A 20,529-nucleotide genomic window follows, 5' to 3' on the forward strand; every position below is an offset into this window, starting at 1 on the left:
CACACGATATGGGGGTAATGTGTCTGGCAGACACAACATCTAGTGGTCTGAGCTGAATGAGGGCGCCGGCGTTGATATCAGCGCTACGCGTGGAACGGAGATCCCCTAACGCAGGTCCGTTCCAGGCAGAAGGGCTCCTCAGCTGGCTACACACATGCAAGCGTGATGAGGAGAAACATGATTACCGTGTACACGAAGCCAGCGTGCGTACAGTGCACTGCAACGTACCGTGCATTGGATGCTCGCGGTTTAGAGTACCGCTCGATTGACTTGAGTGTTGACACCGATGCACTCGATGTCGTTAAAGCCATGGGGTACATGCAGGCTCCCGTCGTCGTCACTGACGACGATCACTGGTCGGGCTTCCGCCCCGACAAAATTGCTACGCTCAGCGGCGGTGGCGCGGTTTCGTCATCCGGCGTGGCCTAAATGCTGATTGTCTACTACTCGTCACCTTCGGAATATACTCACCGCTTCGTTCAGAAGCTTTCGCATGAGAGTCGTAGACTTCCCCTTCTCACCAGCGAAGACACGATCGAAGTACACGAACCCTACGTACTAATCACTCCAACATATGGGGCCGGCCCCAACCGTGGGTCGGTTCCCAAACAAGTTAAAAAGTTTCTTGCACAGCCTGTAAACCGAGAACACCTTGTCGGGGTCATAGGTGCCGGAAACACCAACTTCGGAAGTAACTACTGCCGAGCAGCCAAACTGGTATCTGCAAAATTGCAGGTGCCAGTGCTCTATATGTTTGAACTCCTTGGAACACAAGACGACGTCGAAAAAGTCGACAAAGGATTGGAAACACTGTGTCAACGACAGCGCATGAACGCGACCTAGAAGCCATCATCCGCGAGGAAACCGACCTGGACTACCACGCGCTCAACGCGATGCTCAACCTGTACGACGAAAATGGTCGTATTCAGTTTGAGCGTGACCGTCAGGCCGCACGCCAGTTCTTCTTGCAACACGTCAACAACAACACGGTCTTCTTTCACGACCTGGCTGAAAAACTGAACTACCTGGTCGAGCACGAATACTACGAAAAAGAAGTGTTGGACCAGTACGACTTCGAGTTCATCTCTGAGCTTTCGAAGTTCGCCTACTCGAAGAAGTTCCGCTTCCAAACCTTCTTGGGTGCGTTTAAGTTCTATACCTCCTACACGCTGAAGACCTTCGACGGTAAGCGTTATTTGGAACGTTTTGAGGACCGCGTCGTCATGGTGGCCTTGTTCTTGGCGCGTGGCGACCGCGAACTTGCTCGCAACCTCGTGGAAGAAATCATTGCTGGGCGTTTCCAACCCGCGACTCCAACGTTCCTCAACGCTGGCAAGAAACAGCGTGGTGAGCTGGTTTCGTGCTTCCTTCTTCGGATCGAAGACAATATGGAGTCAATTGGACGCTCCATCAACTCTGCCCTGCAGCTGTCGAAGCGTGGTGGCGGTGTGGCATTTAGCCTGACCAACATCCGCGAGTCAGGTGCACCCATTAAGAAGATCGAGAATCAGTCCTCTGGTGTCATTCCTGTGATGAAGCTGCTTGAAGACTCGTTCTCGTACGCCAACCAGTTGGGTGCGCGTCAGGGTGCTGGTGCTGTGTATCTTCACGCTCACCACCCGGACATCTACAAGTTCTTGGATACCAAACGCGAAAATGCCGATGAGAAGATCCGCATCAAGACGCTGAGCTTGGGCGTCGTGATTCCGGACATCACGTTCCAGCTGGCGAAGAAGAACGAAGACATGTACTTGTTCAGCCCGTACGACGTTGAACAGGTCTATGGAGTTCCGTTCTCCGACATTTCTGTTACGGAAAAGTACGACGAAATGGTCGACGATGCGCGTATCCGCAAGACCAAGATCCGCGCGCGTGAGTTCTTCCAGACCCTGGCTGAAATCCAGTTCGAATCTGGTTACCCGTATATCATGTACGAAGACACTGTGAACCGAGCCAACCCCATTGACGGCAAGATCACCATGTCGAACTTGTGCTCTGAGATTCTGCAGGTGTCAGAAGCCAGCGAGTACAACGCGGACCTGACCTACGCTCACGTGGGTAAAGACATTTCGTGTAACTTGGGTTCGCTCAACATCGCGATGGCGATGGACTCGGACGACTTTGGTCGCACAGTTGAAACCGCGATTCGCGGTCTCACCGCTGTTTCAGACACGTCGAACATCAGCTCGGTTCCTTCAATTGAGCGCGGTAACAACATGTCGCACGCAATTGGTTTGGGCCAGATGAACCTACACGGATACTTGGCCCGTGAGTCAATCCACTACGGCTCTGAAGAGGGTCTGGATTTCACCAACATGTACTTCTACACCGTGGCGTACCACGCTGTTCGTGCTTCGATGGAAATCGCTAAAGAACGTGGCGTGGCCTTCGAAGGCTTCGAACGCTCCAAGTACGCAAGCGGCGAGTACTTTGAGAAGTACACGCAGCAGGAGTGGGTGCCTCGCACGCAGAAGGTTGCTGACCTGTTTGAGAAGGCCGGCGTCCACATTCCTACGCAGGACGATTGGGCTGCGCTTCGCGATGACGTTGCGAAGTACGGAATCTACAACCAGAACCTGCAGGCCGTGCCACCCACGGGATCAATTTCGTACATCAACAACTCAACAGCATCGATCCACCCGATCGCTTCGCGCATTGAAATCCGCAAAGAAGGCAAGATCGGGCGCGTGTACTACCCGGCTCCGTTCATGACGAACGACAACCTGGAGTACTACCAGGACGCGTATGAAGTTGGGTACGAGAAGGTCATCGATACTTACGCGGAGGCCACCAAACACGTGGATCAGGGCCTGTCGCTGACGCTGTTCTTTAAGGACACAGCTACCACGCGTGACGTTAACCGTGCGCAGATTTACGCATGGCGTAAGGGAATCAAGACGCTTTACTACATTCGTATTCGCCAGATGGCATTGCAGGGGACCGAGGTCGAAGGCTGCGTTTCCTGCATGCTGTAGGCGCGCGGGTTTCAAGGGGAGATAAGAATGAGCGAAAAGCTTAAGTTGGTGTCCCATGTGGACGCGATTAACTGGAACCGTATCGAAGACGACGTCGATATGGAGGTGTGGGACCGTCTGACAGCTAACTTTTGGTTGCCAGAGAAGGTTCCACTGAGTAACGACGTTCAGTCGTGGGCAACACTCACTGACGATGAAAAGTTGCTGACGATGCGCGTGTTCACTGGTTTGACCTTGCTGGACACGATTCAGGGGACGGTCGGAGCTGTTTCACTGATTCCGGATGCGTTGACGCCACACGAAGAGGCTGTGTACACCAACATCGCGTTCATGGAGTCGGTGCACGCTAAATCGTATTCGTCGATTTTCTCCACGCTGTGCAACACACGTGAAATCGACGAGGCGTTCCGCTGGTCGACCGAGAACCAGAACCTGCAGAAAAAGGCCCAAATCATCGTCGACTACTACCGTGGCGATGATCCGCTGAAGCGCAAGGTCGCTTCGACTCTACTTGAGTCGTTCTTGTTCTACTCGGGCTTCTATTTGCCGATGTACTGGTCGGCACACGCGAAGTTGACCAACACCGCAGATCTGATTCGCCTGATTATCCGTGACGAGGCTGTTCACGGGTACTACATCGGATATAAGTACCAGCGTGCTCTGGCAAACGAATCAACGGAGCGTCGCGACGAGCTCAAGGACTACACGTTCGCTCTGCTGTACGACCTGTATGAGAACGAAGTGCAGTACACGCACGACCTCTACGATTCGGTTGGACTGTCTGAAGACGTGAAGAAGTTCTTGAACTACAACGCGAACAAGGCGCTGATGAACCTTGGGTATGAAGCGATGTTCCCGTCCACGGTGACCAATGTGAACCCGGCTATTTTGTCGGCGCTGTCACCAAGTAGTGATGAGAACCACGACTTCTTCTCCGGTTCAGGTTCGTCGTACGTGATCGGTAAAGCCGAAAACACCGAAGACGACGACTGGGACTTCTAAAACCCCAGGTCAGACACCATGACCAACATGAGCGCCCTCATTCTCAACACCGAGTGGGGGCGCTTCTTTTATGCCCACTCACAAGCTTTTGCCCACATTTTGCCCACAAAGTTCCCGCGACCGCATCGCATCAATCCGCTCCGCCGTCTTCGTCACGTCCTCTTCCCACAGTGCCGCGTACACGTCCAGCGTCATCGTTGCCGAGGCGTGGCCCAGCATGTTCTGTACGACTTTCACTGACGCGCCGGAAGCAATCGCGATAGAAGCGGCGGTGTGGCGTAGGTCGTGGAACCTCAGCCTGGCGTGCCCGGCCCTGGTGATTGTGCGGTGCCACCACCCTTCCACTGTTTTTGGGTATGGGGTCTGGTAGAACGGCCTTCCGCCTTTCAGTTTCATTTCACGCAACTCCGGGAGCATGAAACCGGGAATACCTACCGTGCGTGGCTCGCCTGCTTTCGTTGGCCCGAACCCGTTCTTCGTGGCGGTTTCCTCCACAAGGATAGTCCCTGCTTTCGTGTCGATGTTTTGGGACTTCAACGCTTTGATTTCACCGAACCTGAGCCCAATGTATGACGCGATGTAAATGATGGTCCGGTACTCGCCGGGGGCGTGGGCGCAAATGTTCTCAATGTCCGCGTGCGTGAGGTAGATGCGTCGTTTCGGTGGGAGTTTAGGCAGGTTCGGGGTGTTGTCTGCCGGGTTTTTGTGGATAACCCCGTCTGTTTTCGCGGTCTCAAGGATCGCGTGGAGGACGAAGTGGGCGCGGCGCACGGTTTGTGGCCCACGGTTGATTGTGGCGACCCAGTCGCGAATGTCAGCGGGTGTGATGGCGGCTACTGGCGTGGTGGCGAATGCTTGCGTGATGTGTGTGTGGAAGGCTGTCCGGTACACGGTTTTTGTTTGTGGGCGGACGTTCGTCCTGTGGCGTAACCATTGTTCACCAAGCTCACCAATGGTGACCCGCCCAGCGGTGGGGTCAATGTACGTGCCGGTGGCTTTGCTGGTCTCCACCGTGGCGGCGAAAAGTTGCGCGTCCCGTTTCGTTTTAAACCCCCGCTTGTCGGTTTGGGACCTGTCGGGTTTCCGGTAGCGGACGCGCCACCGTTTCCCGGCTTTGGTTTGGTACGGCTCGATGGTCGCCATTAGTGCTCCTGGTGCCACGCGGTCTGTATGGCGTGGTTGATCATTGCTTTTTCGACGGGTGAGAGGGCATGCAAGCGGTCAGTGAGGACTTCGGGGGTCACCCAGAGCTCGTCTGCGGCTTCTTCCACAGTGTGGGCCCATTTCAGAGTGTCGATGAGGTCGCCGGTGTCGATGAGGCGCTGGGCGGTAATCCTGCGGACCCGGGTTTCTTCCGCGTCGTCCACGCATTGGGTGCCACGTTCAATATGCACCAGCTCATGCGCAATCGCACACCGGCGTTCGACCTGTAAAAGCCGGTTGTGCATCCACACATTCGCCCCGTCCGTGACAGCATGGAAAGGTGGTGGGAGGTTCGCCCAGTGCAGGGTCAAGTCCGGTTGGTCGCGAAGAGTGTTCCACGGGTGATACATGCCAGTAGATTATGAACAGGCACTGACACGGTTATTTGGTGCGGTGAACTTTTACCGGAACCTCGGCAAGGTTATTGTTCCGCCTGTTCGTCACTTTCTCTCATGACCAGCGTTTGACGGTATTGGTCTGCCTCTGGGTACTCCGTAAACTCCAGGAGCGTCCCCTCGATCTGCAGAAGCGCGTCTTTAACTTCAAGTGGTGTTACCAAGAAAAACTCGCGCCTAGGGTTGAGCAGGTTCGCTTTACGGTCAGCAAATTGCTGGTGGAGAGCTGTTTCAACACCAACAGCATCTTCGCTAAAAAACAACGCGTGTACGTCAAAATTGAACGGTACCGACGCGTCAGACAGTTCTTTCACTCGATCCATCGGGTCAAGGCGACGAGTCATACCGATCTTGACCATGCGCTCGCCGAACGACCCAATGTTAGAGATGACATACACGTATCCGGCACGAGCATTTGCCTCCCGGGCCTCGATGTCATTTATGCTCTTTTCAAGACTGATGATCTCAGCCTTAATCTTTTCGGTCTCTGCAGTGTCGCCGAGCTTCTCAACCGTTTTGAGAACGTTGAGGTAGTGGAGCTTTTCCTTCTCGATGCGCTTACGCTCCGCCTCCAGCTCTCGCTCAGCTTCAGCTTGTTCGCGGAGTTCCTGACGGCGTTCCCGCTCAAGTTCGCGTTCAAGCTTTTTAGCTTCCAAATGCTCGACGGCAAGGCGGAGCTCTCGCACGCGCAGCTCAATATAGTCTGGATCTATTTGGACCCCTGCGGTAGCTCCCAACTTTTCAATGGCATTGGCCGAGCGGAATATCTTCGAAGCTGATGTTTCAAAGTTGGTGGCTGTTGCACCTTTGACGGCGTTGTCAGCTTCGGCGTTGAATGCGCGTAGTGCGAGCTTTCCAATGTCCTTGCCAAGTTTGGATATTTGCGCCTTGGTGGTTGGTACTTCGAAGTGGTCTGCGCCGAACACTGCCTTTGAACTTTTTACCTTAGTAGAGATTTCTTGGCGCAATGTTCTTAGCTGGCTCTGTAGCGCAATGCTGTCCTCGGCTGGGTGCGGGGGAGTGCTGAGGCCAGCTTCAAGAGTCACTTTTTCGGCTTTAAGGAAGTCGGTTAAGGCTCGCAGTTCCGCAGTTTGCCGTTTGAGCCGTTCGATGTTTTTGGTGATTTGCGCTTCTTGGTCTTGCAGTTTTTCGAGTTCTTGTTCGGCATTCCACACGGACGTTCCTCCGTGCTGTTTGAAGAACTCGTCGAACCAGTTTGCGCGGTTCCACTCGTGGTCGCGTTGCTGTTTAAGCTCAGCTACTTCACGCATGAGGTTATGGATCTGGCGTTTCTTCTTGCCGAACATTCTGTGCCTCCTGGGCGGTTAGGTGTCTTGGTTTTCTTCGCCACGTTTGTTGGCTTTTGCGTCTTCTTCGTCGAGTGCTCGTTGTCCTGTGGTGGCTGCGAGACTGTACCCGAGGCGGTCCAACGGCGGCTGAGGGGTCTTCTCACCTTCGCCCGTTTCGCCTGGTGTTCCCTGTTCCTGCGCAATAGATGGTGAAGCATTCTTGTTGCCTTCCGCTAGTAGCCTGATGATCTGATTCACAGCGTCGCGCTGTGTAGCGGTGAGCATGTCTGCATCACGGTGAGGCTCAAATGGCTCAGAACCCGTGAAGCTCGCGGCGTCTTCAAGCTCTTCAAGTGGAATACTCAGAACTACAGAAAATGCACGGAGAGTCGCCCGGCTAGGCTTTCCGTGAGACCCGTTCAGGTAGTTCGAGACAGTTCCGGCTGAGAGGGTTTCCCCGCGCTTCTTTGCTAAGCGCCCAAGCTCGCTCTGCTTGATCTTGAGCTCGTTTAGGCGATTATTTAGCAAGTCGGACAAGTGGCTCACGGGAACATCTTTCAACTTTCGGCAACAACAGTACAAGCCTACTGTGTTTCAGCCAGTCACAAAGAACTGCCGTGTAATTCGCTTATTGGCGCTAGTCTTCAAAAAGTTCACTGAAGAAGTTGCATAACTGTAGTCACATGGTCTATATTCAAAGTGTTCAAAAACATCACTGAACAGAATGAAGTTAGGAGGAGGTGAGATGACTGCCTACACAGAAACCCGCCGGGGATTCACCGCACGGCCACACAAAGACCAAATCAAACTCGCCATGAGCTTCTACAGGCTCACAAACGCGGAACTCGCGCTACGCGCAAAAGTCGCACCCTCAACAATCGGCAACATTCTTGGGACAAAACGCGACACATGTAACCCGGAGACCGCAGCGAAAATTGCACAGGCCCTCGGCATGGGTACGGAACGCCTGTTCACTCTTGAGCAGATTGATTACGCGAACTAAACGAAATTGCCCCCACCTACAGCAACTAGGTGAGGGCCAATGTCCCAGAAAGGACAAGTAACTAATGGCTAGATTATCAGACTCATTCCCACCACTACCAGCAACCGGGGCAGCCCTTATCGGCAAGAACGACGAGCGCGGCATATACGTGCTGATCTGCGAACCGTCAGACAGGCCAGGCGTGTTCAACGTGGCGGTTAATAACAACGGCACCATCAACGAACTCGCTGAACCCGTGAGGGACTCGGTAGCGGCTCGTGAGTTGATCGGCGGGCTTATCAAAGACAGCACGGACGGTGCCCCACTGGTCTGGACGGTCGAAGGCGAGGGAATCAAATGAGGGGCGAATGGGGTAACCCCGGAAAACCACTGCCCCGCGTTCCTGGCATGTGCACAGGGCTTGTAGCGAAGGAAAATCGCGAGGGCCAGGCGTGGTTCACAGTCCAGTGCGCGGTGTGTTACCGCACGTACACGGATAGGGGAGTTATAGCGATGTCCACGATCAACCACCGAGGCGATCAAGGCATCTTGACGGTGCCATATCGCAGGTGCGAGGAGTGTAGGGAAAAGTGCGCACACCCAGAAAGCGAGGTGTCGGCATGACAACTGGAGTAGAACTCAAACAACTAGGCGCTGACCTGGTGATCGCGAGTGACGAGGCTCGGGCTAATGCGAGTGAGCATATCCGCGCCACTATTGAGCACCTCGCAGGGTTGGGGCAGGCGTTTACTGCGGAGGACGTGCGGGAGGAACTCCGTGCTATGCCTCATGTGTTCCTCGCGATGAGGGACCGCCCAAACCTTCTCCCAGCCCATTTTACGGCTGCGAAACGACGCGGGGACATTGTGCCTGTCGGGTTCACGGTTCCCACTCGGGCTTCACGGCACGGGTCGGTTATCCGCGTGTGGAGGCGAGCATGAACAAGTTGAAGAGCATGCAGGCCATGTGGGCTGAACAACACGACGAGCACACGGATGAGGATTACACCATTTTTGATTGGAATGAGGCCTCTGACCCTGAGCGGTGGTGGCGGGAATGAGGATCATGACCAGTCAGGAGGTCGCCGAGTTCTTGGGCGTGTCTAACCAGACTTTGGAGCAGTGGCGGTACCGGGACCGTGGCCTTTTGCAAGCAGGGAAGCCTCGGGCGTTCGGTCCTGCGTGGGTGGACGTGAACGGTAAATGCCGGGGCTACCTGGAAGAGGACGTTCAGGCATGGCTCAGAGATCGGAGGACAGCATGAGCAGGACAGTGAGTGACATTAACAAAGACATTCGGGTTACTCGGGCGCGTATGGAAAGGCTCGGGAATGATATTGCGGTCGCGTTGATGAACGGTTGGGTGGATAACGCGAAAAGGTTCGCTACCGGGCCTTATGCGGATTCTTACCGGAAACTGTCGGACTTGATGGACGAATGGGATAAGGCGCATGAATCCGATTGCGGTTGAGATGACGAATCTGATCCAGGAGGCGCGGGAGGCTCGCACGCTGGCGGGTGGAATGTTGGCTGATTGTGTCGCCGACGGCGTGCCCGTAGCTGAGCTGGGCGACCTGATCGCGGAGTACAAAAACTCGGTGAAGCAGGTCATGGTCGCAGAAAAATTGTTCACTGACTACACAAAGGTTTTCGCATGAAGAAGTTTCTGATTAGAAGATTCTGTCTCATTTACGCGCCCCTCACAATCATTGGCGCGGGGGTGATGGTCGCCTCGTTCGTTGGCGGGATACACCACATGGCCTACCTCGCCGGTTTAGCGGTGGCGTTCCTCGCAATCCTCGCCGCCGTCACTGACGCGATACAGGCGGTCGATGACTTATGAGACCAAAAGAGTATCTAGAGTCCCTGTTGAGTATTCCAGGTGACTTGCCAATGCGGCAGTTGATGCAGCGTGTTGGAGTGGCAATAAACGAACCCAACATGCGCAAGGTCAACAAGTTCATGCTGTGGTTCTTCCGCAACCATGAACATGTGAAAACTGTGCTTGACAGGCAATCGCAGGACAAGTCCATGAGCGAAGACCCGACTGGTGAATTGGCGGTGAGACACGTTTATTCATGCTGTTACCGCCACATTTAAGACCACCTGACCCGTTAAGACCTAAACGTATTACGTACCCAGACCCCACCGGTGACACGGCAACGAAAAATGCTGACCGGGCGGGGTCTGACTCATTCAAAAGGGGGAAGAAATGGAATTGATTTATGGACCGTCATCTGTGGATGTGTCGGAGTGGCAGCAGGCGAGACGTGAGTGTGTGACGGCTACTGATGTGGCGAAGTTGGCTAATGGTGGCGCGTCCGTGTGGGCGCAATTGCGGAGCGAGAAGCTGCATGGGTCGAAGTTCACCGGCAACAAGTACACGTTGCATGGGCAGGCTAGGGAGCCGGTGATTGCTGACCGTGTGAAAGGTGACGGTTGGGAGCACAACCAGCATTTGATGTTGTGGGAGCAGGACCGGCGTTTCGCCGCCACTCCTGACCTGATCCATGACGCGTGGGAGATGGTGGGGGACATCAAAACGCGGAAGCGTGAGCCGAAGTTCCCGCCCGAGGAGTACACGCCACCACAAGAACACGTGGACCAGGTTTTGTGGCAGATGCTGGTCACGGGTGCGCAAGCGGGCCTGATCATCACTGAGTGCTACGGCGAGGTTGATGGGGTCATGTGGCCTGAGCCGAACTTGTACGAGTTCAAGGTGGAGTGGGACGACGAACGCATCGAGTTCTTGAAAGACACGGCGGTGAAGTTCCTGGAAAAGGCCGACTCGTACCTTGATTTGCTTCTCGCGGATTATGCGACCGAGCTGGCGAATTATCGGGTGGCGAAGGACCAGAAAGACGAAGTGTACGACCGGATTAAGAAAGAAGCTAAAGCCCAGGGGGCACCGTTTAAGTACGTGTCCGAGGTGGGGTCAGTGTCTTACACGAAGTCGAAACCGATGGAGAAGTTCGACTGGAAGAAGATGTGGGCTGAGCACCCGGAATTGCATGAAGTGATGGACGGGTACAAGTCCACGGTGGAGAAAGAGCCTACGTTACGTGTCACGCCAGCGAAGGGGGACTAATGGCACAAATCAACTTAGAGAATTACGAGCCGGTAGAGGAACGTATCAACCGGTTCTATAAGGACCACCCAGAGGCCCGGATTATCACTGATCTTGTCTCAATGGACGGTGAACCAGGCCGTACCAGGTGGGTGGTCAAGGCCCTTGTTTTTCGTGACAGTGAGCGGGAAAGACCCGACGCTACCGGGTATGCCTTCGAGATCGACGGGGCGGGAATGACCCAGCGGGCCGCCGCCCTGGAAACCGGGGAGACCTCGGCTATCGGAAGGGCACTCGCCAACCTCGGTTACGCGGGTAACCGTCGTGTGACCCGTGAGGAAATGGCGAAAGTGAAACGCCACGAGGAACAGGTGACACCGGCACAGTTCCAGGAAATGGCGTTGAGCGCGAAGTCTGATGAGGAACTCGAAAAGGTGAAGGCCCAGGCGAAAGCCGCCGGTGCCCCACCAACATTCATTGAGGGGTTGAAGCGTGGCTGAGCTGACCCCGGTAGCGATTGAGAACCACATCCGGGAGCTGAGCGCCCGCATTTCCAAGTCGGTGATCGTGTGCAACCAACGGTACGGAGAGTTCCTGGAAGCAGACCGGAAATTCGATAAAGCCTACGCGTCCGCGTACCTCGCTTATGAGGGGCCACAAGGGGAGAAGCGTTATCACGCTGATGTTGCGTCGATGGGGGAGCGTGAAGCCCGGGACGTTGCGGACCAGGCTTACAGGTACGCGGACCGGTTAGCTAAGGCGCTCCAATCTGAGCTGATGGCCTACCAATCACTCAACAAATCCGTGCTGGCCCAGTTTGATGTAGCGGGGGTTGGCGAAAGGTGATCACGCAGAAGCTCAGGAAGAAAATTTATGACCGGGACGGGTGGCAGTGCGTCGCCTGCGGAACCCCCGCCGGGTTGACGATCCAACATCGAAAGAACCGCCAAATGGGTGGTTCCAAGTCCCTGGATATTCCAGAGAACCTCGTCACCATGTGCGGTGCCCACAATCAGGCTTTGGAAATGGATGCGGAATACGCGGAAATAGGCCGGAAAAACGGGTGGAAATTGCGCCAGTGGGACGACCCGGCAGTAATTCCCGTGAGATACCCGGACGGCATTTCATGGTTTTTAACGAACAGGTTTACAAGGAGAAAGAAATGACTGAAGTTACTTTGATTGGGAATTTGACGGCTGACCCGGAATTGCGGTTCACCCCGTCAGGGAAAGCGGTTGCGAATTTCACTGTCGCTAACACGCCAAGAGTGTTTGACAAGCAGGCCGGGCAGTACGTGGACGGTGAGCCGATGTTCCTGCGGTGTAATGCGTGGAAGTATCTAGCGGAGAACGTGGCTGAGACGCTGGCTAAAGGCAACCGGGTCATTGTGCAGGGGAAGCTGAAATCCAGGTCTTTTGAGGACAAGGAAGGGAACAAGCGGACTGTTTTCGAGGTGGACGTTACCGAGGTGGGCCCGTCGCTGAAGTTTGCGACGGCGACCGTTCAGAGGAACCAGCCACAACAGACCCAACAGCAGTCCCAGTGGGGCCAGCCACAGCAGGCGCAGCAACCACAGCAGGACCCGTGGCAGGGCACACCCACGAACGCCGAGTGGGGCGAGCAGTGGGGCCAATCAGAGGCACCGTTCTGATGGGCAAACAGGGTACCCGCGTCTCCACACGTGAGGCGCGGGCCCACATCAACCACCTTGTCGAGCTGGGGGCGAGCCTCCCAGCGATCGCGAAAGCCGCCGGGGTGGCTCTTTCCACCGTGTGCAACGTGGCGCGGTACCGGGACAAGTGCGCTCTGGTAACGGAACAGCTGGTCCTTTCAGTGACGCTGGGGGACACGGTACCTCACATTGTGAACGTTCCCCTCGGTGACCTCACTTACCGGCTGCGGGAAGCACAAGCTCGGGGATGGTCGCAGCATGTGATCGCTCGTGAAGTCGGGGTGCCACAGGTGACGATCTACCGATGCATACACGGTGAAATGAAACGTCTTGATGTGGGCGTAGCCAGAAAGATTGACAGGTTTTTACGCAAAATTGATGGCCTTGAGGGGCCGTCTGGGAGGGCTCGTGCAGAAGCAGTGCGGAAGGACTGGGATCAGTATCTCAGTGCCTAATGATGAGTGGGTGACCGCGAACGGTCGCTACCACTGGGCGAAGAAGGCAAAGATGACAAGGGCTTTACGCACCAGGGCGAAATTCCTGGCGAAGCGTGACCGGCTCAAGGTGCAAGTGCCGACACTTCTTACGGTCCGGGTTGGGTACCCCACTTCAGCGCGGGCTGACATGGAAAACGCCCACCCGACAGTGAAGGCGCTCATTGATGGTCTCGTGGACGCTGGGGCCTTACCTGATGATTCGTCGCGGGAAATTGTGTCTACGACGTGGGAGCGTGGCCCGAAGTGTGAGAAAGGCACGCACATGGTGGAGCTGGTTTTCACATCGCAGGACGTCCCGTTTTGAGGAAGGAGGCAGGTCATGGCGAGACGGTCTGAAAAGTTCGCACGGTTGAGTTTGGACTACGCGGACCACCCAAAAATTGTGGGTCTTTCGGACGCGGCTTTTAGGGCTCACGTGGAGTTGATTTTGTACTCCAGGAAGTACCTGACGGATGGAGTAATTGGTAAGCAAATTGCTAAGCGCTTGCTTCCCCACGTGTTGAAAGAGTTGCTAAATAACGACGACGAGGCACCAAGTCTCATAGCTCTCGACAATGGGGACTATCTTCTGCACGGTTTTTGTGACATGCAGGAGACAAAAGCGGAAGTTGAAGCAAAACGCCTGGTCAGGGCGGAGGCGGGCCGGAAAGGCGGTTTAGCGAAGAAGCAAAATGCTAAGCAAATTGCCAAGCAAATTGCTAAGCAAACGCCTAGCAAACGGGGTAGCAAAAACGTAGCAGAGAAAGAGAAAGAGAAAGAGAAAGAGATAAGTAATAAACCGTGGATCGGCGCTGACGCGCCATCCACTGGCAAAAACACGACCGAGCAAAAACACATCAACGAGGTCACTTCAACGGCTTACGAAGCGATTGGAAAGGCTGCCAACTGGAACGGGTTACGAGCCATCGCGAAATGGTGCCTGAAAGACCGTGGTCTGACTCCGGAGCAGTTCCGGGATGCGTGCGTTCACGTGTACCGGACGGGTAAGCCAATTACGAAGCAGACCATCGGCCAGCACATCGACGGGGTACTCGATCAGGGCCGGTTGAGTTTCGACGCGCAACGGCACCGGGCAAACGACGCGGTACTCGCGCACTACATGAACCAACAACCCAACCAGCAGGCACAAGAAATCGAAGGGGAAGCGTCGTGGAGTTCCAAGAAGCCCAAGAGCGAGCAGCGCAAATTCTGCGCATAATCGCCGGGTTCGACAGGCGGGAGACTGATCATTTCGAGGTCAGGGCGTGGGCGAGCGCGGTCATGCGTGAACCTGACGCGCTGGCGAATGATTGGGTCGAGGCGATCCAGGAGCATTACCTGCAACCGCAGGCACGTCGGGCAATGCCGGGGGACATTCTAGCGACGGTGACGAAGATGCGTCAGGACCGTGACGGGGTGAGGGCGATCCCGAAGGCGGACGGTAAGGGTGTCCCTTGCCCGGCGGATTTTTGGGACCGGGTGGAGTTGTCCGAGCTCGTGGTGAAGCGGTTCAAGCAGTCGGGGATTAACCCGAGCTTGGAGGAAGTGACGCGGGAGTTTCGGCGGTATTGGCCGGAGTTCGCGAAACAGAAAGTGCAATCACGGTTGGCCGATGGAACCACAAATACCCCGGAACGGCTCGACCAGGAGCCTAGAACGGCCTAACACGGCAAGAACGACCAAACACCCATCGAAGAAAATCTAGGCCCTTCTAGGGGCCTTTTTTGATGCCAGAAAGGAAACCGACATGACAGAAGCGGAAGAGTTTTCCATAGCGACGCTCAAAAGCCTGTGGGAAGACGGGGCCACAGGATTCCTCGTCACCTCACCCACAACATTCCCAACGCACGCGGAAGCAAAAGAGCTGCTCGACAAATACCCTCACAAGCACCACATGATCATTGTCCGCAGGACACCAGGCACCGACTGGGAGGAAGCATGACCAAGAAAAGAGAATACGCAGTAGGCATGAGGAACGGAATCTACATATGCGGGCATGACGCATACACGCGTTCACCACAAATATTCGAAACGTATGAAGAAGCCGAAGAGCTACTCGCGACACTCCCCTCACACCCGAGCAGCCCGAAAGTGATCATCACCAGGCCACCAGTAAAAAAGGGCAGTGGCTGCGGGTGCTGGGAGGAAGCATGACAGGCAAAAAGGAATACACGATAGCAACGGACAGTGCCCCTCGCATGGGCAGGCGAAATAACTGGGTCAGAGTATCTCCGGTATGCGCCACGTACGAGGAAGCGGAAAAGCTACTTGAAAGATTCCCTATCAAAGAAGGGAAGTTCATTGTGTCCAGGTTTAAGGGGAAACCGTGGGGGAAAGCATGAGAAAACCAGTGCGCAGGCGAGAGCCAGGCGGTGAAGTGTATGAGTATGAGCCTAACCGAGGTGTATCGAAACACCGTGATGGCGCAGTGAAGTCACATCGCGACCGGCCAAGCTCGGCAAAAATGCGGTGGGCATCAAGCATGGGAGACATGTCGAATGCGTATATTGACGGCTCGCAGATGGGTGTCAGGGACTGGGAGCTGGAATGGCCAGAAGAGTTCCCGGTGCACGTCAGGAAGGCGACACCAGAAGAGATTGAAGCGGCGCGAAAGAGAACAGAGAAAAGGCGACCATGAGGATTAGTTTCACGATCTCTCTTGACATTGAGAACGACGAGCCAGAATCTCAGTATTCCGCGACTGACGCGCAGGTCGAAAACGCTGGCCCGCAGGCAATTGGATTCAGAGCAAATATGCCGGAGGAAGTATGAAGCCAATCGTGTACAAGCAAAACGGCATGAACTGGTGGTACACGCTCTACCGCGACAGTAAAGGGAAACTCACCACCGCCGCGTCACCAACCTGGGAGTGGGCAATCTTTGAAGCCCTCGTCTATGTGTATATGACCCAAAGCAAAGGAGACTGCGAATGAACAGTTTGATCAAACACGCCACGGAACAGCAACTGCGCGACACTCTTAAAGCCGTGGCCGATTACATACACGAAGAAATAGTTTACGAGGTCATACAGCCACGAATAGACCTCGCTGAGGACCTCATGAGCATCATAGAAACAGGCTTGGAATGAACAAGGACGAGAAGAACGAGAAGCTACTCGAGCAGGCCGGGTGGCTCTCGGTGTACCCGCCACCGAAACAAATTCCAAAAGGCCCACACAGTCTGCACGACATGGCATACCACTCAGAGGCAGACCAGCTGTACTCCGCGATCACCCGAATTATTGACGTGGTGGAACACGAAACCGCATACGGGGGTAACCACCACCGCCGGTTACTCGCCGAAGACATTACCGGGATTCTTGAAGAAGAACTAAGGCTAACACCATGAACATTGACCGGCTTATCAACCAAGCCGACGAAGGGCGACTGCGCACGGCCCTACACCGGGTCACACGCGACCTCAACTATTGGCAGGCCCTCCTTGATGAAGGCATGGACGACACCAGTTACGGCAACGGCGTAGACGAAGTCGTAGACAACATCACCGAAACACTCGAGAAAGAACTCTCATGACCACTGAAAACCTGATTGACCAACTCAACACGCTCATTGACCAAGCACCACCAGACATTCTTGAGAACGCGTTCGAAACCATGGACGTACGGTTAGCCGATTACAAAGGGCGACGAAAGGACGCAAAGGAAATCCTCACGAACCTCATTCAAGAGCTCGCCCCCGCCAGGTTCGAAATCAAGCACAAGAACTTCACGAACGGGCAACTAGAAGCCGCCATGTTCAACATCACCAGGGAAATTGCCCGAGTGGACGAATACACAGACAGCCCTGCCGTGATCGACTACGCGGAACACCTGGCCCGGGAAATCATGTACGCCACCAAAAACACCACACCAGACACGTGCGAACACTAGGAGACCAGAATGCTGATCGAAACACTGAGACTCATGGACGGCGAATGTGAAGGCTACGCAATCCGCATTGACGGAAACATTGAATTCGAGTACTTCACGCGACACAAAGTACCCGAAGGCAACACATTCAACACCGGTCACTCAGACATCCTCGACCTCGGAGAAATCCTCGCAGCCATGTACATGACGGGTGTGGAAACACACGGGGAAGGACAAGTGATGCTCAAACAATTCGAGACCACGAGCTTGGAACGCTACATTGCATGGGGGTTAAGGGGCGAACCATGCGACTCATAGAACGCATCATCATCCTCGCCGCACACGCCCTCGCATGGGCATGCCGAATGCTCAACAAATTAAGGGAACGCCGATGATAAACGCCATCAAAGCAACAAAACACATCAAGGAAGCCACCCGCGACCTCAGCACAATCCACGCCATCGCAGGAGTCGCCCACGCGATCCTCCACCTGGCAGACATGCAGCAGGAACGAAACCAGCTTGCAGCCATGACTGCCAAAAGGCGAGGCATGACACTACCAAACAACCTCACCCACCTGATCGAAGGGGTCGAGAGTGAAAATCACTGAATGCCTAGACCTTGTTCATGACACGCTCAACCTTGCCGAACCTGTGCCGTCGAGACAATCCAGTGAGGCCAGGTCCATGGAATGGAAGGAGCCAGTAAAGTACGCACTCATTGAAGCCAAGGCGAGACTCCATGCCACCCTTGTATCTTGGGCAAAAATGGTATCCGAGGAGCAACCTAGGCGAATCGACTGCGAGGACGAGACACTCAGCATCGCTGGGTGGCTATGGCAATCAGCCAACTTCCTCGAGGCCCACCCAGCCAGGGAAGACTTCATTACCGAAATCCGGGAAGCCTGCCAAGCAATCCGCAGGTTCGTCGACACCATAGATGACCGTGTATTCCTTGGCATCCATGCTGGGCAGATGATCTACGCCAGACACGGGCAAGCTACTGTAGTCCTGCCCGATGGGAGAGTGGAGCAGGTTAAGACACTCAGGGATGAGCTGAAGGCTAAGACCCTGAAAAAGCAAGGCACCGCGAAGGAAGTATCCATCATCCTCCGCGACTGCCACGGCCTAGAAGTCACGGCCAAGTCCATCACATCCGCATGGCGGGAAGACAAGCGGGCCCGTGAACGCGGGACACTCGGACACCTTGAAGGCCTCGACATCGTCGCCATGGACGGGAGCAGACCAGTCTTCGTCGTCGATGAAGTGCTTACTCGCATGGCCAAAGCAGGCAAGATCAAAGTAGCTTGACCCCAAGACCACAAAAACCTATGATGAGATTAACTAGAAAAAGTGTCAGTAGGGCCGACTCGCTTTCGAGTCGGCCTTTTGCGTACCCACACACCAGGAGGTTGCACCAATGGCAACCTCACGCACAGGCACAAGCAAATACCTACGCAACCGCGCCACAATACTCAAACAAGCACAACGCGACGGTATTACCAACTGCCCCAACTGCGGAACCCACCTCAACTACGACGAACCCCACCAACCAAACAGCGCCGAAACCGACCACATCATCCCCCACTCACACGGCGGCACCGACGACACCACAAACCTCACCGTCCTATGCCGATGGTGCAACAACCGCAAAAGCAACGGGCGACGCAAAACACAACCACCACAACGCAGGGCCCCAGCCACCGCACACAACTGGTAACCCCAGGGGGCACCCGGTACCCCACCAGAAACCCCGCAGGGCCCCGTTGCATAGCGATATCTCCCCAATGAAATACCGGTGGGTATCGGTTTCTAGTGGTTTTGTTTTTTTCGCGTGTTGGTTTGACTTTTTTGGAGGTTTATTTTGGCTACTCGTAAGCGTGTGACGACTGTTTCGGCGGCTACTCGTCGCGGTGATCGTCTTGGTGAGTTGTTGGCGATGCGGAAGCGGTTGGCGAAGGTGATTGATGATGATTCGACTTCACCTCGTGATTTGGCTGCGTTGACCCGTCGGCTGATGGAGATTAGCCGGGAGATTGAGGTGGAGGAAGCGCAGGAGTCTGAGTTGGCGGAGGTTGCTTCGATTGGTGACGCAAACACGACGTGGCGACCTGAAGCTATCTGAGCTTGCGTCTCATCTGGTTTTGCCGGATGGGATTGTTTCTACGCGCATGCCTTTGGTTGACCGCCAGCTTGATCGTATGGGGATTAGGTTGGACCGGTGGCAACATGGTCTGGGTACTGCCTTGTTGGGGTGTCGCGCTGATGGGCAGTACGCGTGTGGTGTGGGTGGCGCAGTGTTTTCTATCCCCCGTCAGACTGGTAAAACGTTTACTGTCGGGGCGATTGTGTTCGCGTTGTGCATTATTGATCCTGGCACGTTGGTGATTTGGTCGGCGCACCGTTCTAGGACGCACAAGGAAACGTTCACGTCGATGACGGGGTTGGCCCAGCGTGGCGAGGTTGCCCCGTTTGTGCGTTCGATTAGGCGGGCTAATGGTGAGCAAGAGGTTGAGTTCACTAATGGTTCGCGGATCTTGTTTGGTGCACGTGAGCAGGGTTTTGGGCGTGGGTTCGCGCAGGTGGATGTGCTTGTGTTGGATGAGGCGCAGATTCTCACTGAGAAGGCCATGGAGGACATGGCCCCGGCTACGAATGCTGCGCCTAATGGTCTTGTTGTCATGATGGGTACGCCTCCGCGTCCGGTTGACCCGGGCGAGGTGTTTTCTGAGCGTCGCGACTCAGCGCTGTCTGGTGAAGATGTTGACACGTTGTATGCGGAGTTTTCGGCTGACAGTGGTTGCGACCTTGATGACCGGGGGCAGTGGCGTAAGGCTAACCCGTCGTTTCCTGGTAGGACTCCTGAGACGTCGATGTTGCGGTTGCGGAAACTGTTGGGGTCTGAGTCGTTTATGCGTGAGGCGCTGGGAGTGTGGGATAAGAAAAGTTCCCGCGAGCGTGCGTTTCACATGGACGTGTGGGGTAAGCGTGCGTCCGCTTCGCCGGTTGATGGAGTGAAATCGTTTGGTGTGAAGTTCACTGTTGACGGTTCGCACGTGGCGTTGGCTGGTGCCGTGAAACCGGCTGATGGGCCGATTTTCGTTGAGGCGATTAAGCAGGCCCCCATGTCTGACGGGACGCAGTGGCTTGTTGATTTTCTTGTGGAGCGTAAGAACCAGGTGGCCCAGATTGTGGTTGACGGTAAGGCTGGTGTGGGGTACCTGGTGAACGCTTTGCGTGACGCCCACGTGGGCAAGCAAATCATTATTACCCCGTCGTTAGATCAGGTGATTACGGCTCATTCAGAGTTTGAGCGCGCCGTGGTTGGCGGTACGGTGTCGCATTCCGGCCAGCCGGAGCTTGACGAGCAGGTGGAATGCGCAGGCAAGCGTCTAATTGGGCGCGCTGGCGGATTCGGGTGGGAGCCTGTCAGCGAGGAAGGGTCTGTAGCGTTTTTAGATGCTGTGACTCTCGCGTTTTGGGGCGCGAAGAACAGTAAGAGGAAACCAGGGAAGGTGCAACGGTTCTTATGATGCTTGAAACGTTCAGGCCGGAATCTTTCATGTTTCCTGGCTTGTCGGATGATGATTCAGCTACTGTGCG

The 20,529-nt window shown here is 55.1% G+C and carries 39 protein-coding genes; 35 read left to right on the forward strand and 4 right to left on the reverse strand.

The window, feature by feature from the left end; all coding sequences use genetic code 11:
• Window positions 1-177 precede the first annotated feature (177 nt).
• From nrdH to nrdF, 4 genes are read left to right on the forward strand one after another with little or no spacing between them, the layout of a single operon-like run.
• Window positions 178-429 carry a glutaredoxin-like protein NrdH gene (nrdH, locus tag QP868_RS02025; RefSeq protein ID WP_040348029.1) on the forward strand — a complete coding sequence of 84 codons (252 nt, stop codon included), beginning with the start codon at window positions 178-180 and terminating at the stop codon, window positions 427-429.
• The gene (gene nrdI / locus QP868_RS02030; protein ID WP_284924936.1) at window positions 430-843 is read left to right on the forward strand and encodes a class Ib ribonucleoside-diphosphate reductase assembly flavoprotein NrdI; all 414 of its coding nucleotides are present in this window, start codon (window positions 430-432) and stop codon (window positions 841-843) included.
• A complete protein-coding gene (gene nrdE / locus QP868_RS02035) occupies window positions 813-2,975 on the forward strand; it encodes a class 1b ribonucleoside-diphosphate reductase subunit alpha (protein WP_284924938.1) in 2,163 nt (720 codons plus the stop codon). The genes nrdI and nrdE overlap by 31 nt, the downstream gene beginning before the upstream one ends.
• A 27-nt stretch (window positions 2,976-3,002) precedes the next feature.
• Window positions 3,003-3,977 carry a class 1b ribonucleoside-diphosphate reductase subunit beta gene (nrdF, locus tag QP868_RS02040; protein ID WP_284924940.1) on the forward strand — a complete coding sequence of 325 codons (975 nt, stop codon included), beginning with the start codon at window positions 3,003-3,005 and terminating at the stop codon, window positions 3,975-3,977.
• Between the two features lie 78 nt (window positions 3,978-4,055).
• On the opposite strand, the gene QP868_RS02045 is transcribed toward nrdF, so the two are convergent.
• The 4 genes from QP868_RS02045 to QP868_RS02060 form a co-directional block, all read right to left on the reverse strand.
• The gene (locus QP868_RS02045) at window positions 4,056-5,120 is read right to left on the reverse strand and encodes a tyrosine-type recombinase/integrase (protein WP_284924942.1); all 1,065 of its coding nucleotides are present in this window, start codon (window positions 5,118-5,120) and stop codon (window positions 4,056-4,058) included.
• A complete protein-coding gene (locus QP868_RS02050) occupies window positions 5,120-5,530 on the reverse strand; it encodes an ImmA/IrrE family metallo-endopeptidase (RefSeq protein WP_284924945.1) in 411 nt (136 codons plus the stop codon). Before QP868_RS02050 ends, QP868_RS02045 begins: the two co-directional genes overlap by 1 nt.
• A gap of 71 nt (window positions 5,531-5,601) precedes the next feature.
• Complete coding sequence (locus QP868_RS02055; protein ID WP_284924946.1) at window positions 5,602-6,882, reverse strand: SNIPE associated domain-containing protein; 1,281 nt, start codon at window positions 6,880-6,882, stop codon at window positions 5,602-5,604.
• 18 nt (window positions 6,883-6,900) lie between these two features.
• Window positions 6,901-7,410 (reverse strand): hypothetical protein, encoded by a 510-nt coding sequence (locus tag QP868_RS02060; protein ID WP_284924947.1) that lies wholly within the window; start codon window positions 7,408-7,410, stop codon window positions 6,901-6,903.
• A 199-nt stretch (window positions 7,411-7,609) separates the two neighbouring features.
• Here QP868_RS02060 and QP868_RS02065 point away from each other — a divergent pair, with 199 nt between their 5' ends.
• The 31 genes from QP868_RS02065 to QP868_RS02215 all read left to right on the forward strand — a co-directional run bounded on the left by QP868_RS02065 (window position 7,610) and on the right by QP868_RS02215 (window position 20,459).
• The gene (locus QP868_RS02065; RefSeq protein WP_284924949.1) at window positions 7,610-7,867 is read left to right on the forward strand and encodes a helix-turn-helix transcriptional regulator; all 258 of its coding nucleotides are present in this window, start codon (window positions 7,610-7,612) and stop codon (window positions 7,865-7,867) included.
• 64 nt (window positions 7,868-7,931) lie between these two features.
• The gene (locus tag QP868_RS02070; protein WP_284924950.1) at window positions 7,932-8,207 is read left to right on the forward strand and encodes a hypothetical protein; all 276 of its coding nucleotides are present in this window, start codon (window positions 7,932-7,934) and stop codon (window positions 8,205-8,207) included.
• 259 nt (window positions 8,208-8,466) lie between these two features.
• Window positions 8,467-8,787, forward strand: coding sequence for a hypothetical protein (locus QP868_RS02075; RefSeq protein WP_284924952.1), 321 nt, complete (start codon window positions 8,467-8,469; stop codon window positions 8,785-8,787).
• Window positions 8,784-8,906 (forward strand): hypothetical protein, encoded by a 123-nt coding sequence (locus tag QP868_RS02080; protein ID WP_284924953.1) that lies wholly within the window; start codon window positions 8,784-8,786, stop codon window positions 8,904-8,906. Before QP868_RS02075 ends, QP868_RS02080 begins: the two co-directional genes overlap by 4 nt.
• A 5-nt stretch (window positions 8,907-8,911) precedes the next feature.
• On the forward strand, window positions 8,912-9,109 hold the full coding sequence (locus QP868_RS02085) for a helix-turn-helix transcriptional regulator (protein ID WP_284924955.1): 198 nt from the start codon (window positions 8,912-8,914) through the stop codon (window positions 9,107-9,109).
• Complete coding sequence (locus tag QP868_RS02090) at window positions 9,106-9,315, forward strand: hypothetical protein (protein ID WP_284924956.1); 210 nt, start codon at window positions 9,106-9,108, stop codon at window positions 9,313-9,315. Before QP868_RS02085 ends, QP868_RS02090 begins: the two co-directional genes overlap by 4 nt.
• On the forward strand, window positions 9,296-9,502 hold the full coding sequence (locus QP868_RS02095) for a hypothetical protein (RefSeq protein WP_284924958.1): 207 nt from the start codon (window positions 9,296-9,298) through the stop codon (window positions 9,500-9,502). Before QP868_RS02090 ends, QP868_RS02095 begins: the two co-directional genes overlap by 20 nt.
• On the forward strand, window positions 9,499-9,687 hold the full coding sequence (locus QP868_RS02100; protein ID WP_284924959.1) for a hypothetical protein: 189 nt from the start codon (window positions 9,499-9,501) through the stop codon (window positions 9,685-9,687). Before QP868_RS02095 ends, QP868_RS02100 begins: the two co-directional genes overlap by 4 nt.
• Before the next feature lie 369 nt (window positions 9,688-10,056).
• Window positions 10,057-10,932: a YqaJ viral recombinase family protein gene (locus QP868_RS02105; protein ID WP_284924961.1), complete on the forward strand. Its 876-nt coding sequence runs from the start codon at window positions 10,057-10,059 to the stop codon at window positions 10,930-10,932.
• The gene (locus tag QP868_RS02110) at window positions 10,932-11,411 is read left to right on the forward strand and encodes a hypothetical protein (RefSeq protein ID WP_284924962.1); all 480 of its coding nucleotides are present in this window, start codon (window positions 10,932-10,934) and stop codon (window positions 11,409-11,411) included. The genes QP868_RS02105 and QP868_RS02110 overlap by 1 nt, the downstream gene beginning before the upstream one ends.
• Window positions 11,404-11,757, forward strand: coding sequence for a hypothetical protein (locus QP868_RS02115; RefSeq protein WP_284924963.1), 354 nt, complete (start codon window positions 11,404-11,406; stop codon window positions 11,755-11,757). Before QP868_RS02110 ends, QP868_RS02115 begins: the two co-directional genes overlap by 8 nt.
• Entirely contained in the window at window positions 11,754-12,077 is a 324-nt protein-coding gene (locus QP868_RS02120) for an HNH endonuclease (protein ID WP_284924965.1), read from the forward strand. Before QP868_RS02115 ends, QP868_RS02120 begins: the two co-directional genes overlap by 4 nt.
• Window positions 12,074-12,562: a single-stranded DNA-binding protein gene (locus QP868_RS02125; RefSeq protein WP_284924966.1), complete on the forward strand. Its 489-nt coding sequence runs from the start codon at window positions 12,074-12,076 to the stop codon at window positions 12,560-12,562. The genes QP868_RS02120 and QP868_RS02125 overlap by 4 nt, the downstream gene beginning before the upstream one ends.
• Window positions 12,562-13,038 carry a helix-turn-helix domain-containing protein gene (locus QP868_RS02130; RefSeq protein ID WP_284924967.1) on the forward strand — a complete coding sequence of 159 codons (477 nt, stop codon included), beginning with the start codon at window positions 12,562-12,564 and terminating at the stop codon, window positions 13,036-13,038. The genes QP868_RS02125 and QP868_RS02130 overlap by 1 nt, the downstream gene beginning before the upstream one ends.
• Window positions 13,039-13,153: 115 nt before the next feature.
• Window positions 13,154-13,384: a hypothetical protein gene (locus QP868_RS02135; protein ID WP_284924969.1), complete on the forward strand. Its 231-nt coding sequence runs from the start codon at window positions 13,154-13,156 to the stop codon at window positions 13,382-13,384.
• A gap of 15 nt (window positions 13,385-13,399) precedes the next feature.
• Window positions 13,400-14,278 carry a hypothetical protein gene (locus tag QP868_RS02140; protein ID WP_284924970.1) on the forward strand — a complete coding sequence of 293 codons (879 nt, stop codon included), beginning with the start codon at window positions 13,400-13,402 and terminating at the stop codon, window positions 14,276-14,278.
• A complete protein-coding gene (locus QP868_RS02145; RefSeq protein WP_284924972.1) occupies window positions 14,230-14,724 on the forward strand; it encodes a hypothetical protein in 495 nt (164 codons plus the stop codon). The genes QP868_RS02140 and QP868_RS02145 overlap by 49 nt, the downstream gene beginning before the upstream one ends.
• Window positions 14,725-14,806: 82 nt before the next feature.
• Window positions 14,807-15,001, forward strand: a complete 195-nt coding sequence (locus QP868_RS02150; protein ID WP_284924975.1) for a hypothetical protein — start codon at window positions 14,807-14,809, stop codon at window positions 14,999-15,001.
• A gap of 486 nt (window positions 15,002-15,487) precedes the next feature.
• Entirely contained in the window at window positions 15,488-15,697 is a 210-nt protein-coding gene (locus QP868_RS02155) for a hypothetical protein (RefSeq protein WP_284924977.1), read from the forward strand.
• Window positions 15,694-15,831 (forward strand): hypothetical protein, encoded by a 138-nt coding sequence (locus tag QP868_RS02160; RefSeq protein ID WP_284924978.1) that lies wholly within the window; start codon window positions 15,694-15,696, stop codon window positions 15,829-15,831. The genes QP868_RS02155 and QP868_RS02160 overlap by 4 nt, the downstream gene beginning before the upstream one ends.
• Window positions 15,828-15,992: a hypothetical protein gene (locus tag QP868_RS02165; RefSeq protein ID WP_284924980.1), complete on the forward strand. Its 165-nt coding sequence runs from the start codon at window positions 15,828-15,830 to the stop codon at window positions 15,990-15,992. The genes QP868_RS02160 and QP868_RS02165 overlap by 4 nt, the downstream gene beginning before the upstream one ends.
• Window positions 15,989-16,147 carry a hypothetical protein gene (locus tag QP868_RS02170; protein ID WP_284924983.1) on the forward strand — a complete coding sequence of 53 codons (159 nt, stop codon included), beginning with the start codon at window positions 15,989-15,991 and terminating at the stop codon, window positions 16,145-16,147. The genes QP868_RS02165 and QP868_RS02170 overlap by 4 nt, the downstream gene beginning before the upstream one ends.
• Before the next feature lie 101 nt (window positions 16,148-16,248).
• The gene (locus QP868_RS02175; protein WP_284924985.1) at window positions 16,249-16,407 is read left to right on the forward strand and encodes a hypothetical protein; all 159 of its coding nucleotides are present in this window, start codon (window positions 16,249-16,251) and stop codon (window positions 16,405-16,407) included.
• The gene (locus QP868_RS02180) at window positions 16,404-16,592 is read left to right on the forward strand and encodes a hypothetical protein (protein ID WP_284924987.1); all 189 of its coding nucleotides are present in this window, start codon (window positions 16,404-16,406) and stop codon (window positions 16,590-16,592) included. The genes QP868_RS02175 and QP868_RS02180 overlap by 4 nt, the downstream gene beginning before the upstream one ends.
• On the forward strand, window positions 16,589-16,948 hold the full coding sequence (locus tag QP868_RS02185; RefSeq protein WP_284924988.1) for a hypothetical protein: 360 nt from the start codon (window positions 16,589-16,591) through the stop codon (window positions 16,946-16,948). Before QP868_RS02180 ends, QP868_RS02185 begins: the two co-directional genes overlap by 4 nt.
• A gap of 9 nt (window positions 16,949-16,957) precedes the next feature.
• On the forward strand, window positions 16,958-17,245 hold the full coding sequence (locus QP868_RS02190) for a hypothetical protein (RefSeq protein WP_284924989.1): 288 nt from the start codon (window positions 16,958-16,960) through the stop codon (window positions 17,243-17,245).
• A gap of 34 nt (window positions 17,246-17,279) precedes the next feature.
• Window positions 17,280-17,537 carry a hypothetical protein gene (locus tag QP868_RS02195; protein WP_284924990.1) on the forward strand — a complete coding sequence of 86 codons (258 nt, stop codon included), beginning with the start codon at window positions 17,280-17,282 and terminating at the stop codon, window positions 17,535-17,537.
• On the forward strand, window positions 17,524-18,237 hold the full coding sequence (locus tag QP868_RS02200) for a hypothetical protein (protein WP_284924992.1): 714 nt from the start codon (window positions 17,524-17,526) through the stop codon (window positions 18,235-18,237). The genes QP868_RS02195 and QP868_RS02200 overlap by 14 nt, the downstream gene beginning before the upstream one ends.
• Window positions 18,238-18,346: 109 nt before the next feature.
• The gene (locus QP868_RS02205) at window positions 18,347-18,646 is read left to right on the forward strand and encodes an HNH endonuclease (protein ID WP_284924993.1); all 300 of its coding nucleotides are present in this window, start codon (window positions 18,347-18,349) and stop codon (window positions 18,644-18,646) included.
• A gap of 144 nt (window positions 18,647-18,790) precedes the next feature.
• The gene (locus tag QP868_RS02210) at window positions 18,791-19,051 is read left to right on the forward strand and encodes a hypothetical protein (RefSeq protein ID WP_284924994.1); all 261 of its coding nucleotides are present in this window, start codon (window positions 18,791-18,793) and stop codon (window positions 19,049-19,051) included.
• Window positions 19,014-20,459, forward strand: a complete 1,446-nt coding sequence (locus QP868_RS02215; RefSeq protein WP_284924996.1) for a terminase large subunit domain-containing protein — start codon at window positions 19,014-19,016, stop codon at window positions 20,457-20,459. The genes QP868_RS02210 and QP868_RS02215 overlap by 38 nt, the downstream gene beginning before the upstream one ends.
• The last annotated feature ends 70 nt before the right edge of the window (window positions 20,460-20,529 follow it).

Source organism: Brevibacterium sp. UMB1308A, from assembly GCF_030230605.1.
GTDB lineage: Bacteria > Actinomycetota > Actinomycetes > Actinomycetales > Brevibacteriaceae > Brevibacterium.